17 protein-coding genes are annotated in these 14,339 nt (G+C 55.5%); 14 read left to right on the top strand and 3 right to left on the bottom strand.

All coding sequences use genetic code 11. The annotated features are described in order from the left end of the window. Positions 1 to 33: 33 nt before the first annotated feature. On the top strand, positions 34 to 771 hold the full coding sequence (locus L362_RS10145; protein WP_023344703.1) for a tRNA(1)(Val) (adenine(37)-N(6))-methyltransferase TrmN: 738 nt from the start codon (positions 34 to 36) through the stop codon (positions 769 to 771). On the opposite strand, the gene nadB is transcribed toward L362_RS10145, so the two are convergent. Beyond that, positions 756 to 2,375, bottom strand: coding sequence for an L-aspartate oxidase (gene nadB / locus L362_RS10150; RefSeq protein ID WP_023294332.1), 1,620 nt, complete (start codon positions 2,373 to 2,375; stop codon positions 756 to 758). The genes L362_RS10145 and nadB overlap by 16 nt on opposite strands. A gap of 343 nt (positions 2,376 to 2,718) precedes the next feature. Between nadB and rseD the strand changes: the two genes are divergently transcribed. The 12 genes from rseD to acpS all read left to right on the top strand — a co-directional run bounded on the left by rseD (position 2,719) and on the right by acpS (position 12,173). Next, positions 2,719 to 2,802, top strand: coding sequence for a rpoE leader peptide RseD (rseD, locus tag L362_RS25115; protein ID WP_223605340.1), 84 nt, complete (start codon positions 2,719 to 2,721; stop codon positions 2,800 to 2,802). Then, a complete protein-coding gene (rpoE, locus tag L362_RS10155; RefSeq protein ID WP_006176728.1) occupies positions 2,799 to 3,374 on the top strand; it encodes an RNA polymerase sigma factor RpoE in 576 nt (191 codons plus the stop codon). The genes rseD and rpoE overlap by 4 nt, the downstream gene beginning before the upstream one ends. A gap of 31 nt (positions 3,375 to 3,405) precedes the next feature. After that, positions 3,406 to 4,056: an anti-sigma-E factor RseA gene (rseA, locus tag L362_RS10160; RefSeq protein WP_008502186.1), complete on the top strand. Its 651-nt coding sequence runs from the start codon at positions 3,406 to 3,408 to the stop codon at positions 4,054 to 4,056. After that, entirely contained in the window at positions 4,056 to 5,009 is a 954-nt protein-coding gene (rseB, locus tag L362_RS10165) for a sigma-E factor regulatory protein RseB (protein WP_008502185.1), read from the top strand. The genes rseA and rseB overlap by 1 nt, the downstream gene beginning before the upstream one ends. Next, positions 5,006 to 5,482, top strand: coding sequence for a SoxR-reducing system protein RseC (rseC, locus tag L362_RS10170; protein WP_008502184.1), 477 nt, complete (start codon positions 5,006 to 5,008; stop codon positions 5,480 to 5,482). Before rseB ends, rseC begins: the two co-directional genes overlap by 4 nt. A 184-nt stretch (positions 5,483 to 5,666) precedes the next feature. Next, positions 5,667 to 7,466 (top strand): translation elongation factor 4, encoded by a 1,800-nt coding sequence (gene lepA, locus L362_RS10175; protein WP_008502183.1) that lies wholly within the window; start codon positions 5,667 to 5,669, stop codon positions 7,464 to 7,466. 15 nt (positions 7,467 to 7,481) lie between these two features. Continuing rightward, entirely contained in the window at positions 7,482 to 8,456 is a 975-nt protein-coding gene (gene lepB, locus L362_RS10180; RefSeq protein WP_023344702.1) for a signal peptidase I, read from the top strand. Positions 8,457 to 8,678: 222 nt separating this feature from the next. Continuing rightward, complete coding sequence (gene rnc / locus L362_RS10185) at positions 8,679 to 9,359, top strand: ribonuclease III (RefSeq protein ID WP_003860711.1); 681 nt, start codon at positions 8,679 to 8,681, stop codon at positions 9,357 to 9,359. After that, positions 9,356 to 10,261 carry a GTPase Era gene (gene era / locus L362_RS10190; RefSeq protein WP_008502181.1) on the top strand — a complete coding sequence of 302 codons (906 nt, stop codon included), beginning with the start codon at positions 9,356 to 9,358 and terminating at the stop codon, positions 10,259 to 10,261. Before rnc ends, era begins: the two co-directional genes overlap by 4 nt. A gap of 17 nt (positions 10,262 to 10,278) precedes the next feature. Continuing rightward, a complete protein-coding gene (gene recO, locus L362_RS10195) occupies positions 10,279 to 10,986 on the top strand; it encodes a DNA repair protein RecO (RefSeq protein ID WP_023344701.1) in 708 nt (235 codons plus the stop codon). Between the two features lie 75 nt (positions 10,987 to 11,061). Beyond that, complete coding sequence (gene pdxJ / locus L362_RS10200) at positions 11,062 to 11,793, top strand: pyridoxine 5'-phosphate synthase (protein WP_023325885.1); 732 nt, start codon at positions 11,062 to 11,064, stop codon at positions 11,791 to 11,793. Beyond that, entirely contained in the window at positions 11,793 to 12,173 is a 381-nt protein-coding gene (gene acpS / locus L362_RS10205; RefSeq protein ID WP_008502178.1) for a holo-ACP synthase, read from the top strand. The genes pdxJ and acpS overlap by 1 nt, the downstream gene beginning before the upstream one ends. Here the strand turns inward: acpS and L362_RS10210 are convergent. Next, positions 12,170 to 12,430 (bottom strand): YfhL family 4Fe-4S dicluster ferredoxin, encoded by a 261-nt coding sequence (locus L362_RS10210; protein WP_008502177.1) that lies wholly within the window; start codon positions 12,428 to 12,430, stop codon positions 12,170 to 12,172. The genes acpS and L362_RS10210 overlap by 4 nt on opposite strands. A gap of 46 nt (positions 12,431 to 12,476) precedes the next feature. Further along, positions 12,477 to 13,325: a MurR/RpiR family transcriptional regulator gene (locus L362_RS10215; protein ID WP_023294330.1), complete on the bottom strand. Its 849-nt coding sequence runs from the start codon at positions 13,323 to 13,325 to the stop codon at positions 12,477 to 12,479. 117 nt (positions 13,326 to 13,442) lie between these two features. On the opposite strand from L362_RS10215, the gene murQ reads away from it, so the two are divergent. Further along, the gene (murQ, locus tag L362_RS10220; protein ID WP_023344700.1) at positions 13,443 to 14,336 is read left to right on the top strand and encodes an N-acetylmuramic acid 6-phosphate etherase; all 894 of its coding nucleotides are present in this window, start codon (positions 13,443 to 13,445) and stop codon (positions 14,334 to 14,336) included. Positions 14,337 to 14,339 lie beyond the last annotated feature (3 nt).

The raw sequence follows: 14,339 nt of genomic DNA, 5'->3' as shown, positions 1-14,339 counted from the left end.
CTACTCCAGTTTCACTTAGAAGGTTGCCCCGACATGTCTCAACTCAAAGCGCAACTGCGCCGCGATGGTTTTACGTTTAAACAATTTTTTGTCGCTCACGATCGCTGTGCCATGAAGGTCGGTACAGACGGTATTTTACTGGGAGCGTGGGCGCCTGTCGCAGGGGTTAAGCGTATTCTTGATATCGGTACCGGCAGCGGGCTGGTGGCATTGATGCTGGCGCAGCGCACGGAAGAGCATGTCACCATTGATGCCGTCGAACTGGACGCGCAGGCGGCAGAGCAGGCGAGTGACAATATGGCCGAATCGCCCTGGGCAGCCCGCATGAAAGTGGAATGTGCGGATGTGCTCGCCTGGGCGCCTGAACAAACCGCGCGTTACGATTTAATCGTCAGCAACCCTCCCTACTACGAGCCCGGCGTTGAGTGCGGGACACCCGAGCGCGAACAGGCGCGTTATACCGGTTCCCTCGATCATAAAGCGCTGCTCACCAGTGCGGCCGAACTCATCTCCGAAGAAGGATTTTTCTGCGTGGTCCTGCCAGAGAGTACCGGCAACACGTTCATCGGTATCGCGCAGGAGATTGGCTGGACGTTGCGTCTGCGTACCGATATTTCGGATACCGAAGGCCGACTGCCGCACCGCGTGCTGCTGGCGCTCTCGCCGAAAGAGGGGGAATGCTTTAACGATCGAATGGTGATCCGTGGGCCAGACCAGCGTTATTCCGAAGATTACACTGCCCTGACCCAGGCGTTCTATCTGTTTATGTAAAGCTGCGGGGCGAGGATCGACGGGCCGGATTCAGCAAGCTGATCCGGGTAGTCCAGGGTATAGTGCAACCCGCGGCTCTCTTTACGCATCATCGCGCAGCGAACGATTAGCTCGGCAACCTGCACCAGGTTGCGCAGCTCCAGCAGATTATTCGATACGCGGAAATTGGCATAATACTCGTCAATTTCCTGCTGCAGCATAGTGATGCGGCGCAACGCGCGTTCAAGACGTTTCGTGGTGCGCACAATCCCGACGTAATCCCACATGAACAACCGTAGCTCATGCCAGTTATGCTGGATCACGACCAGTTCGTCCGGATTTTCCACGCGGCTTTCATCCCAGGCAGGCAGGCGCTCTGTTTCGCGGGCGTAGGGCATGCGTTTCGTGATGTCTTCTGCGGCAGACCAGCCGTAGACCAGGCACTCCAGCAGCGAGTTAGAGGCCATACGGTTCGCGCCGTGAAGTCCGGTATAGCTGACCTCACCAATAGCATAAAGACCATCCACATCGGTACGCCCATGATCGTCAACCATCACCCCACCGCAGGTGTAGTGGGCGGCTGGCACAATGGGTACCGGATCGCGGGTTAAATCGATGCCAAGGTTGAGCAGTTTTTCGTAAATCATTGGGAAGTGCTGACGAATAAACTCTGCTGGCTTGTGGCTGATATCAAGATACATGCAGTCCACGCCAAGACGCTTCATTTCATGGTCGATGGCGCGGGCAACGATATCGCGCGGGGCCAGTTCGCCCCGGGCGTCAAAGTCCGGCATAAAGCGGGTGCCGTCAGGGCGTTTCAGATAGGCGCCTTCGCCGCGCAGGGCTTCCGTCAGCAGGAAGTTGCGCGCCTGAGGATGGAACAGGGCGGTTGGATGAAACTGATTGAACTCAAGGTTCGCCACCCGGCAGCCGGCGCGCCAGGCCATCGCGATACCGTCTCCGGAGGCAATGTCCGGGTTCGTGGTGTACTGATACACTTTAGAGGCGCCGCCCGTAGCCAGCACCACAGCCTTCGCCTGGCAGGTTTCCACCTTCTCTTTATTGCGGTTCCACACCCAGGCGCCCACCACGCGACGCGTGCCCGGCAGGCCAATCTTGTCGGAGATAATCAGATCAACGGCGTTACTTCGTTCAAGCACCCGAATATTAGGATGGCTCAGCGCCTTGCCGACCAGCGTGGTCTCCACTTCTTTTCCGGTGGCATCCGCTGCGTGCAGGATGCGGCGGTGGCTATGACCGCCTTCGCGCGTCAGGTGGTAGCTCTCTTCACCGTTGGGTTGAACCTGCGTATCGAATAAGACGCCCTGGTCGATGAGCCACTGCACGCAATGGCGGGCATTGCTGGCGACAAACTCTGCGGCGTGCGCATCCACGATCCCGGCCCCGGCAATCAGCGTATCGTCGACGTGGGAGGCAATGCTGTCTGTCTCATCAAACACCGCGGCAATCCCGCCCTGGGCATAAAACGTGGAACCCTCGCTTATCGGCCCTTTACTCAGAACGATAACGTTTTGATGCTCCGCCAGGCGTAGCGCCAGAGAGAGACCGGCAGCACCGCTGCCGATGATCAGTACATCACAATGGAGTTCAGGTGTTGTGTTCATGATTGTTGTTTAATTTACTAAACAGTGTTGACTCAGAATAGCACCTGAATGCGATTTATCGCACGTTTTTTTTAACGGGTGTTGCAATGGCTAAACGCGTAAGCGGAGGTAAACGGAGGTTAAATGAGTGAAATTATTTTGCGAAGCAGATCGTTAGCGTCAGATTTTGTGATGAAATAAAGACTGGGTTGCGTTACTCTTCTGGCGGGAAAAAGATGTTTCTTGTCAGAAAGTGGTGCGTATCGTGAACAGACTTATAATGAGAGAAAATGAACAGTCTGCGGCGCGATGAACAAAAACAAAGGCGTTACGGAACTTATTGAAGATCAGACACTCTAATTCGGTGCTTGCTCAAAGTGCGGTATTTTTAGAGTGGCGTTTCGATAACGCGTGGAATTTAGGTTTGGGGAGACATTACCTCGGATGAGCGAGCAGTTAACGGACCAGGTCCTGGTTGAACGGGTCCAGAAGGGAGATCAGAAAGCCTTTAACTTACTGGTGGTGCGCTACCAGCATAAGGTGGCGAGCCTGGTTTCCCGCTATGTACCGTCAGGTGATGTGCCTGATGTGGTGCAAGAGTCTTTTATTAAGGCCTATCGCGCGCTGGATTCGTTCCGGGGAGATAGTGCTTTTTATACCTGGCTATACCGTATTGCGGTCAATACGGCAAAGAATTATCTGGTCGCTCAGGGTCGTCGTCCGCCTTCTAGTGATGTGGACGCAATCGACGCCGAAAACTTCGAAAGTGGCGGCGCATTGAAAGAAATTTCGAACCCTGAGAACTTAATGTTGTCAGAAGAACTGAGACAAATCGTTTTTCGCACGATCGAGTCGCTCCCGGAAGATTTACGCATGGCAATTACGTTACGGGAGCTGGATGGTCTGAGCTATGAAGAGATAGCCGCTATCATGGATTGTCCGGTCGGCACGGTACGTTCACGAATTTTCCGTGCGCGAGAAGCTATTGATAATAAAGTTCAACCGCTTATCAGGCGTTGACGATAGCGGGATACTGGAAAAGGTATTAGGCATGCAGAAAGAAAAACTTTCCGCTTTAATGGATGGTGAAACGGTGGATAGTGAGCTGCTCAACGAGCTGTCTCATTCTCCCGAAATGCAAGAGACCTGGGAGAGTTACCATCTCATCCGTGACACCCTTCGCGGTGACACCGGCGAGGTTCTCCATTTCGATATCTCAGCCCGCGTCATGGCGGCGATTGAGAATGAGCCTGTTCATCAGACCACTCCGCTGATTCCTGAAGCTCAACCCGCACCTCACCAGTGGCAGAAAATGCCATTCTGGCAAAAGGTGCGTCCGTGGGCCAGCCAGCTTACCCAAATGGGTGTGGCTGCATGCGTATCGCTTGCAGTTATCGTTGGCGTCCAGCACTATAATACTCAGTCTGAAACTAATCAGCAGCCAGAAGCGCCAGTGTTTAACACACTGCCGATGATGGGCAAAGCCAGCCCGGTAAGCCTGGGCGTACCGGCTGATGCTTCCGCCAGCGGCGGCCAGCAACAGCAGGTTCAGGAGCAGCGCCGTCGCATTAATGCGATGTTGCAGGATTACGAGTTGCAGCGTCGTCTGCACTCTGAACAGCTTCAGTTTGAGCAGGCGCAGACACAGCAAGCTGCTGTGCAGGTGCCCGGAAACCAAACTTTAGGAACGCAATCGCAGTAATGAAGCAACTTTGGTTCGCCATGTCTCTGATGGCGGGTAGCCTGTTCTTCTCTGCCAACGCCTCGGCTGATGTATCATCCGGGGCGTTGTTGCAGCAAATGAATCTGGCCAGCCAGTCACTCAATTACGAGTTGGCATTTATCAGCATCAATAAGCAGGGCGTCGAGTCGTTACGCTATCGCCATGCCCGTCTTGATAATCAGCCGCTCGCCCAGCTTTTACAGATGGATGGCCCGCGTCGGGAAGTTGTCCAGCGTGGTAACGAAATCAGCTATTTCGAACCCGGCCTGGAGCCTTTCACGCTGAATGGTGACTATATCGTTGATTCCCTGCCGTCACTCATTTACACCGACTTCAAACGGCTTGCCCCTTACTACGATTTTATTTCGGTAGGGCGTACGCGTATTGCGGACAGACTGTGTGAGGTGATCCGCGTTGTCGCCCGGGATGGAACGCGCTACAGCTATATTGTCTGGATTGACGCGGAAACCAAACTCCCCATGCGTGTAGACCTGCTTGACCGTGACGGTGAAACGCTGGAACAGTTCCGCGTTATCTCCTTTAGCGTGAATAACCAGGTTGGCAACAGCATGCAGAATCTGGCTAAGGCCAGCCTGCCGCCGCTGCTTTCCGTTCCGGCAGGCGATTCCGTTAATTTCAACTGGGTACCTGCCTGGATCCCGCAAGGATTTAGCGAAGTGTCCAGCAGCCGTCGCCAGCTGCCAACGATTGAAACGCCGGTGGAATCACGCCTCTATTCCGATGGTTTGTTCAGCTTCTCGGTGAATATCAATCGCGCAACGGCAAACAGCACTGAACAAATTCTGCGTACCGGGCGCCGTACGGTGAGCACAACGGTACGCGATAATGCAGAGATCACCATTGTGGGGGAACTTCCTCCGCAAACGGCGAAGCGCATCTCCGACAGCATTAAATTCAGGGCCGCACAATGATCAAAGAATGGGCGACGGTAGTCTCGTGGCAAAACGGCATTGCGCTGGTGAGCTGCGATGTAAAAGCCTCATGCAATAGCTGCGCATCCCGAGCCGGTTGCGGCAGCCGCGTGCTGAATAAGCTCGGGCCGCAAACCTCACACACGATTTCTGTGCCGAGCGAACAGCCGCTGATGGCCGGGCAGAAAGTTGAACTCGGCATCGCGGAAGGCAGTCTGCTCAGCTCCGCCATGCTGGTCTATCTCTCTCCGCTGCTCGGGCTGTTTATCATGGGCGGCGTTTTCCAGATGCTGTTTGGCACCGACGGTGCCGCCATGTGCGGTGCCGCATTAGGTGGTCTGGGGGGATTCTGGCTTGCCAAAGGCCTCTCCCCGACGCTTGCCGCGCGCGAGGAGTGGCAGCCTGTCATTCTCAGCGTTGGGCTGGCGCCAGACCAGCTTCGCGTTGAGACGCTCTCTTCTGAGGCCCGGTGATTCATCGGGCTTTGTCATTTTTACGTCTTAAAACAGAAAACGTCCTTTCTTCACGCTATACCTGGCGCTAAGTCCATTTCCAGGTAGCGGAGATGTAGTGTAGAATGCTGCGTTTTCGCACTGAAAAACGTCAGGCTAAGAACAGCGGCCTCCAGGAATTCGTAAGGCATAATTATTTAACTATATGAAGAACATACGTAACTTTTCGATCATTGCTCACATTGACCACGGTAAGTCGACGCTGTCTGACCGTATTATCCAGATTTGCGGTGGCCTGTCTGATCGTGAAATGGAAGCCCAGGTTCTGGACTCCATGGACCTGGAACGCGAACGCGGTATCACCATCAAGGCGCAGAGCGTCACGCTGGATTACAAGGCGGCTGATGGCGAAACCTATCAGCTGAACTTTATCGACACCCCAGGCCACGTTGACTTCTCCTATGAGGTTTCACGCTCGCTCGCGGCCTGTGAAGGCGCGCTGCTGGTAGTCGATGCCGGGCAGGGCGTAGAAGCCCAGACCCTGGCAAACTGCTACACCGCGATGGAAATGGATCTCGAAGTTGTGCCGGTTCTGAACAAGATTGACCTGCCAGCCGCCGATCCTGAGCGCGTCGCGGAAGAGATTGAAGATATTGTCGGTATTGACGCGACCGATGCCGTGCGCTGCTCTGCGAAAACCGGCGTCGGCGTGACCGACGTGCTGGAACGTCTGGTACGTGATATTCCGGCCCCGGAAGGCGATCCGGATGCCCCGCTGCAGGCGCTGATTATCGACTCCTGGTTCGATAACTATCTGGGCGTTGTCTCCCTGGTGCGTATTAAAAACGGCACCATGCGCAAAGGCGACAAAATCAAGGTTATGAGTACCGGACAGGTCTATAACGCCGACCGTCTGGGTATCTTCACGCCAAAACAGGTTGACCGTACCGAGCTGACATGCGGCGAGGTAGGCTGGCTGGTGTGCGCCATCAAAGACATCCTCGGTGCGCCGGTGGGCGATACCCTGACAGGTGCGCGTAACCCGGCAGAAAAAGCGCTGCCAGGCTTTAAAAAGGTGAAACCGCAGGTTTACGCGGGCCTGTTCCCGGTCAGCTCTGACGACTACGAAAACTTCCGTGATGCGCTTGGCAAGCTTAGCCTGAACGATGCCTCCCTGTTCTACGAGCCAGAAAGCTCAACGGCGCTGGGCTTCGGCTTCCGCTGCGGCTTCCTCGGCCTGCTGCACATGGAGATCATTCAGGAACGTCTGGAGCGTGAATACGATCTGGACCTCATCACCACCGCGCCGACGGTAGTGTATGAAGTTGAAACCACCTCGAAAGAAGTGATCTACGTCGACAGCCCGTCCAAGCTGCCGCCGCTGAACAATATTCACGAGCTGCGTGAGCCTATTGCCGAATGTCACATGCTGCTGCCGCAGGAATTCCTCGGTAACGTCATTACGCTGTGTATTGAGAAGCGCGGCGTGCAGACCAACATGGTTTACCACGGTAACCAGGTCGCACTGACCTACGAAATCCCGATGGCGGAAGTGGTACTCGACTTCTTCGACCGTCTGAAGTCCACCTCCCGTGGCTATGCGTCACTGGATTACAACTTCAAACGCTTCCAGGCCTCCAACATGGTGCGTGTGGACGTGCTGATCAACGGCGAGCGTGTGGATGCGCTGGCGCTGATCACCCACAACGACAATGCGCCATACCGTGGCCGCGAGCTGGTTGAGAAGATGAAAGATCTGATCCCGCGTCAGCAGTTCGATATCGCGATTCAGGCGGCCATTGGCAACCACATTATCGCGCGTTCTACCGTGAAACAGCTGCGTAAAAACGTTCTGGCGAAGTGCTATGGCGGTGACGTCAGCCGTAAGAAAAAGCTGCTGCAGAAGCAGAAAGAAGGTAAGAAGCGTATGAAGCAGGTCGGTAACGTCGAGCTGCCGCAGGAAGCATTCCTTGCCATCCTTCATGTTGGTAAAGACGGCAAATAACCCTAAGGAGTTGGCATGGCGAACATGTTTGCCCTGATCCTGGTCATTGCTACCCTGGTGACAGGTCTGCTGTGGTGTCTGGATAAGTTTATCTTCGCCCCAAAACGTCGTGAACGTCAGGCTGCCGCACAGGCAGCCACTGGCGATGGTATTGACGCGAAAACCCTGAAGAAGGTCGGTCCGAAACCGGGCTGGCTGGAAACGGGCGCCTCGGTGTTTCCGGTGCTGGCGATTGTGCTGGTGGTACGTTCGTTTATTTACGAACCGTTCCAGATCCCATCAGGTTCAATGATGCCAACGCTGCTGATTGGTGATTTTATTCTGGTAGAGAAGTTTGCCTACGGCATTAAAGATCCGATCTACCAGAAAACGCTGATCGAGACCGGTCATCCGAAACGTGGCGACATCGTGGTGTTCAAATATCCGGAAGATCCGCGCCTGGACTACATCAAGCGCGCGGTAGGTCTGCCGGGTGACAAAGTGACTTACGATCCGGTTGCGAAAGAAGTCACCGTTCAGCCAGGCTGCAGCTCCGGTACTGCATGTGAAAACGCGCTACCAATCACTTACTCGAACGTTGAGCCAAGTGACTTTGTGCAGACCTTTGCCCGTCACAACGCCGGCGAAGCGAGCAGCGGATTCTTCCAGGTACCGAAAGGCGAAACCAAAGATAACGGTATTCGTCTGGTTGAGCGCAAAGAGACGCTGGGTGACGTGACGCACCGTATCCTCACCGTGCCAATCGCGCAGGATCAAGTGGGTATGTACTATCGTCAGCCGGGCCAGCAGCTGGCAAGCTGGATTGTACCGCCGGGCCATTACTTCATGATGGGTGACAACCGCGATAATTCTGCGGACAGCCGTTACTGGGGCTTTGTGCCGGAAGCGAATCTGGTGGGTAAAGCGACCGCGATCTGGATGAGTTTTGAGAAGCAGGAAGGCGAATGGCCGACCGGCGTACGCCTGAATCGTATTGGCGAAATCCATTAATTCTCACTAAATGAACGTGTAGCCGCTAATTAACGCGGCTACACGAATTATTTCACCGATAAATCTCTTCGAACTAACGACATCCCCTGTCGTTGTGTATAGAATATTCCCCCGAAGTTTAAGGTTGGCCCTGCAAGGGTGCCACGGCACACGAAACCGCGTTGGTTTTCTCAGGTCGGTTTCGTGTGCTGCATTTTTGACGCATTCATTTATTGGTATCGCATGAACCCCATCGTAATTAATCGGCTTCAACGGAAGCTGGGCTACACTTTTCATCATCAGGAGTTGTTGCAACAGGCATTAACCCACCGCAGTGCCAGCAGCAAACATAATGAGCGTCTCGAGTTTTTAGGCGACTCTATTTTAAGTTTCGTGATTGCGAATGCGCTTTATCATCGTTTCCCGCGCGTGGATGAAGGTGATATGAGCCGCATGCGTGCCACGCTGGTTCGGGGAAATACCCTTGCGGAAATCGCGCGCGAATTTGAGCTGGGCGAATGTCTGCGTCTTGGGCCGGGTGAACTGAAAAGCGGCGGCTTCCGTCGTGAATCTATTCTTGCCGATACGGTCGAAGCATTAATTGGTGGTGTGTTCCTGGACAGCGATATCCAGACCGTCGAAAAGCTGATCCTGAACTGGTATCAGACCCGTCTGGACGAAATCAGCCCGGGCGATAAACAAAAAGATCCCAAAACGCGTCTGCAGGAATATTTGCAGGGCCGTCATCTGCCGCTGCCATCTTATCTGGTGGTGCAGGTTCGTGGCGAAGCGCACGATCAGGAATTTACCATCCATTGCCAGGTCAGTGGCCTGAGTGAACCGGTGGTGGGCACAGGTTCAAGCCGTCGTAAGGCTGAACAGGCTGCCGCCGAACAGGCGTTAAAAATGCTGGAGCTGGAATGAGCGAAGAAAAGACCTATTGCGGATTTATTGCCATCGTCGGACGTCCGAACGTCGGCAAATCCACCCTGTTGAATAATCTGCTTGGGCAGAAGATTTCTATCACCTCGCGTAAGGCACAGACCACGCGTCACCGCATCGTCGGTATCCATACTGAAGGCGCGTATCAGGCGATCTACGTCGATACACCGGGCCTGCACATGGAAGAGAAGCGTGCCATCAACCGTCTGATGAACAAGGCGGCGAGCAGCTCGATTGGCGACGTGGAGCTGGTGATTTTCGTTGTGGAAGGCACCCGCTGGACGCCGGACGACGAGATGGTGCTGAACAAGCTGCGCGACGGCAAAACGCCGGTCATCCTCGCCGTTAACAAAGTGGACAACGTGCAGGAAAAGGCCGATCTGCTGCCGCATCTGCAGTGGCTCGGTAGCCAGATGAACTTCCTCGACATCGTTCCGCTGTCTGCGGAGACGGGTCTGAACGTGGATACCATCGCGGGCATCGTGCGCAAACATCTGCCGGAAGCGATTCATCACTTCCCGGAAGAGTACATCACCGATCGCTCTCAGCGCTTTATGGCGTCTGAAATTATCCGTGAAAAGCTGATGCGTTTCCTGGGCGCTGAACTGCCGTACTCTGTGACGGTGGAGATCGAGCGTTTCCAGAGCAACGAGCGCGGCGGCTACGACATCAACGGCCTGATCCTCGTTGAGCGTGAAGGGCAGAAGAAGATGGTGATCGGCAATAAAGGCGCCAAGATCAAAACCATCGGCATCGAAGCCCGAAAGGACATGCAGGAGATGTTCGAAGCGCCGGTTCACCTTGAACTGTGGGTGAAAGTGAAATCTGGCTGGGCCGATGATGAGCGTGCTCTGCGCAGCCTCGGTTACGGCGAAGACCAGTAACACAAGACGACGAGCATATGGATGGATGGCAGCGCGCCTTTGTCCTGCATAGTCGTCCCTGGAGCGAAACCAGCCTGATGCTGGACGTCTTCACGGAAGAGTCGGGCCGCGTGCGCCTTGTTGCAAAAGGCGCACGTTCCAAACGTTCTAACCTGAAAGGTGCCTTACAGCCTTTCACGCCGTTGCTGGTCCGCTTTGGTGGGCGAGGGGAAGTCAAAACCCTGCGCGGCGCCGAAGCCGTCTCCCTGGCGCTTCCTCTCTCCGGCATCACGCTCTACAGCGGTCTGTATGTCAATGAACTCATCTCACGCGTTCTTGAACATGAGACCCGCTTCTCTGAACTTTTCTTTGATTATCTGCACTGTATCCAGGCGCTGGCTGGCGCAACCGGTACGCCCGAGCCTGCGCTGCGGCGTTTTGAGCTGGCGCTGCTGGGCCATCTTGGGTACGGGGTCGATTTTCTGCACTGTGCGGGCAGCGGTGACGAAGTGGAAGACACCATGACCTACCGCTACCGCGAAGAAAAAGGCTTCATTGCCAGCGTCGTGATTGACAACAGCACCTTTACCGGGCGTCAGCTCCGGGCGCTGTATGAGCGCGAGTTTCCCGATCAGGATACCCTGCGCGCAGCAAAACGCTTTACCCGGATTGCCCTCAAGCCGTATCTTGGCGGCAAGCCCTTAAAGAGCCGCGAATTATTCAGGCAGTTTGTGCCGAAACGTTAACGTTTTTCCCCCTCACCCCAGCCCTCTCCCGGAGGGAGAGGGGGAGGGAAATGAACCAAAATACCGAGGATTGTCATGGCTGAATTACTGTTAGGCGTCAACATCGATCACATCGCCACGCTGCGTAATGCGCGCGGCACGGCGTATCCCGATCCGGTTCAGGCGGCGTTTATCGCTGAACAGGCTGGCGCCGACGGCATTACCGTTCACCTGCGTGAAGACCGTCGCCACATCACTGACCGCGACGTTCGCATTCTGCGTCAGACGCTGGACACCCGTATGAATCTGGAGATGGCGGTCACCGAAGAGATGCTGGCGATTGCCTGTGAGACCCAGCCGCACTTCTGCTGTCTGGTGCCGGAAAAACGCCAGGAAGTCACGACCGAAGGCGGTCTGGACGTGGCCGGCCAGCTCGACAAAATGCGCGATGCCTGCAAGCGCCTGGCTGATGCCGGTATCCTGGTTTCGCTGTTTATTGACGCCGACTTCACCCAGATTAAAGCGGCAGCCGACGTGGGCGCGCCGTATATCGAAATTCACACCGGCTGCTATGCCGATGCCAAAAACGATGCCGAGCAGGCGAAAGAGCTGGAGCGTATTGCTAAAGCGGCCACCTACGCGGCGAGCCTGGGTCTGAAGGTCAATGCCGGTCACGGCCTGACCTACCATAACGTGAAGGCCATTGCCGCCATCCCGGAAATGCACGAGCTGAACATCGGTCACGCGATCGTTGGCCGCGCGGTGATGAGCGGCCTGAAAGAGGCGGTCGCGGAAATGAAACGCCTGATGCTGGAAGCGCGTCAGTAATGGCCATTCTGGGCTTAGGCACCGATATCGTGGAAATAGCCCGTATTGAAGCGGTTATCGCCCGCAGCGGCGATCGCCTCGCAAGGCGCGTGCTGAGCGATAACGAATGGGCCATCTGGGAAGCGCATCAGCAGCCGGTGCGTTTTCTGGCGAAGCGTTTTGCGGTAAAAGAGGCGGCCGCCAAAGCCTTCGGGACCGGCATTCGTAACGGTCTGGCGTTCAACCAGTTTGAAGTGTTTAACGATGAGCTGGGTAAGCCAAGCCTGCGCTTATGGGGCGAGGCGCAAAAGCTGGCAGAGAAGCTCGGCGTGAATCACGTCCACGTGACGATCGCGGATGAGCGTCACTATGCTAGCGCAACGGTGATCATCGAAAGTTAAAGTTTGTCCGCGTGGTGCATCAGGACAAACTTATCCCACAGCTGCTCTTCGCTCTCGACGTGTGCCGGATCCTTCAGGATGGTATTGGGGATCGGGCACACTTTCTGACAGGTCGGCGTCTCATAGTGGCCGATGCATTCGGTGCAGCGGTCGCTGTTAATCTCATAAATGCTGTCGCCCATCGAAATGGCCTGGTTCGGGCATTCGGGCTCGCACATATCGCAATTAATGCATTTTTTGGTAATTAACAGCGCCATCAGGAAATTCTCAGAAACAACACAAACTGGGCGGGCATTATACGCGTCAAACCAGTTTCTTTACCAGTTCTTCGCTGTGGCGAATGCGCTCGGGCGCACGCTCCAGATCCTGCTGCACCAGTGCCATAAACAGCAGGTCCGTCAGCATCATTTGTGCGCTGGTGGACGAGATAGCCGCGCTGCGAGTGGCCTGTTCCTCGGCAATGGTATATAAACAGCGCGTGGCCCGCTGCTGTAGGGCATTCGGCGTAAAACCGGTGATCGCCAGAATTTTACCGCCGACGCGCAGGACTTCGTCGGTGGCCATGTTGATCTCACGGCGCTCGCCGGAATAGGAGATCGCCAGCAGCAGATCGTCAGGATCCATCGCCTGTACGGTCGCCAGCAGGGCGTGCATATCCTGCTCGACGATGGCGTTAAGGCCAATTTTTGTCAGCTTCCAGCCAAAGTTACGCGCCACAAGTCCGGACGCGCCGATGCCGGTCAGAACGATCCGCCGCGCGCCGCGCAGCATCGCCACGCTCTCCAGCAGCTTCTCTTCCGTATTCACATCGAGCGTCGCATGCATGGCCGCCACGTTCTCTTTGATCAGCTTTTCGCCGACCAGCCGCATCGGATCGTCTCCGCGGATCTGATTATGCACCGGCATGGACTGCGGGTTAGGGTTACTGACCAGCGCTTCACTGATCGCCAGCTTGAGGGCAGGGAATCCCTTAAAGCCAATCTTCTGCGCAAATTTCACCACGCTGGACTGGCTCACCCCGGCTTCACTCGCCAGCTGCTGCGAGCTGAGATGGCGCGCGTGGTCGGGTTGAGAAAGCAGAAAATCCGCCAGCTTCTTGTCGCTTTGGGCAAAGCCTGCGTAGCGCTGGCGAATGCGAATTAAACAGTTCATACGGTCTCCTGGCGAAAATGTGATTATCTGCGCAAATACGGATTTTGCTCGCCTGAATGAATTTTATATTCCATTATAGTGTGATTATTATGAATTAAAAATTCTTGAGGTACAAAAATGAATCTTGGCTCACTTGTTTCTGAAACACGTAACCCGCAAACCATGGATCTGGATGCGCTCTCCACCCTGGAGCTGGTTAACCGCTTTAATCAACAGGATACGCTGGTCGCGCAGGCAGTGAAAGAGACATTACCAGAGGTGGCGAAAGCGGTCGATGCGGCTGCGGAAGCCCTCAAGGCCGGTGGACGCATTATTTACATGGGGGCGGGGACCAGCGGGCGTTTAGGGGTCCTGGACGCGTCAGAATGTCCGCCAACCTTTGGGGTCCCGCATGGTCTGGTAGTTGGGCTGATCGCCGGTGGCCCCGGTGCGCTGCTGAAAGCCGTTGAAGGGGCGGAAGACAACAAACAACTGGGCGAGGATGACCTGAAGGATCTTAATCTGACCGCGAAGGATCTGGTGGTCGGGCTGGCGGCATCCGGGCGTACGCCGTACGTGATTGGCGGGCTGGAATACGCCAACCAGACCGGCTGCACGACGGTCGCCATCTCCTGCAACCCCGGCTCACCGATTGCGCAGGCGGCCGCTATTGCCATCTCGCCAGTTGTCGGGCCGGAAGCGCTCACCGGCTCCACGCGCCTGAAATCCGGGACCGCGCAAAAGCTGGTGCTCAATATGATCTCCACCGGCGCGATGGTGAAGTTCGGCAAGGTGTATCAGAACCTGATGGTGGATATGCAGGCCACCAACGTCAAGCTGGTGGACAGAGCCTGCCGCATGGTGATGGAGGCGACGGGCGCAGGCCGCGAAGAGGCGGAAGCGGTACTCAAAGAGACCGATAACGATGTTAAACCGGCCATTTTGATGATCTTAAGCGGGCTGGATGCGGCGGCCGCAAGAGCCAAACTCGATGCGCATAACGGTTTCTTACGGGCGGCATTAGAACACTAACAG

The sequence above is a fragment of the Enterobacter sp. MGH 16 genome, from assembly GCF_000493175.1.
GTDB lineage: Bacteria > Pseudomonadota > Gammaproteobacteria > Enterobacterales > Enterobacteriaceae > Enterobacter > Enterobacter roggenkampii.
Note: the sequence above shows the minus strand (reverse complement) of the source record. Positions and strands in the feature narration are given on the sequence as shown.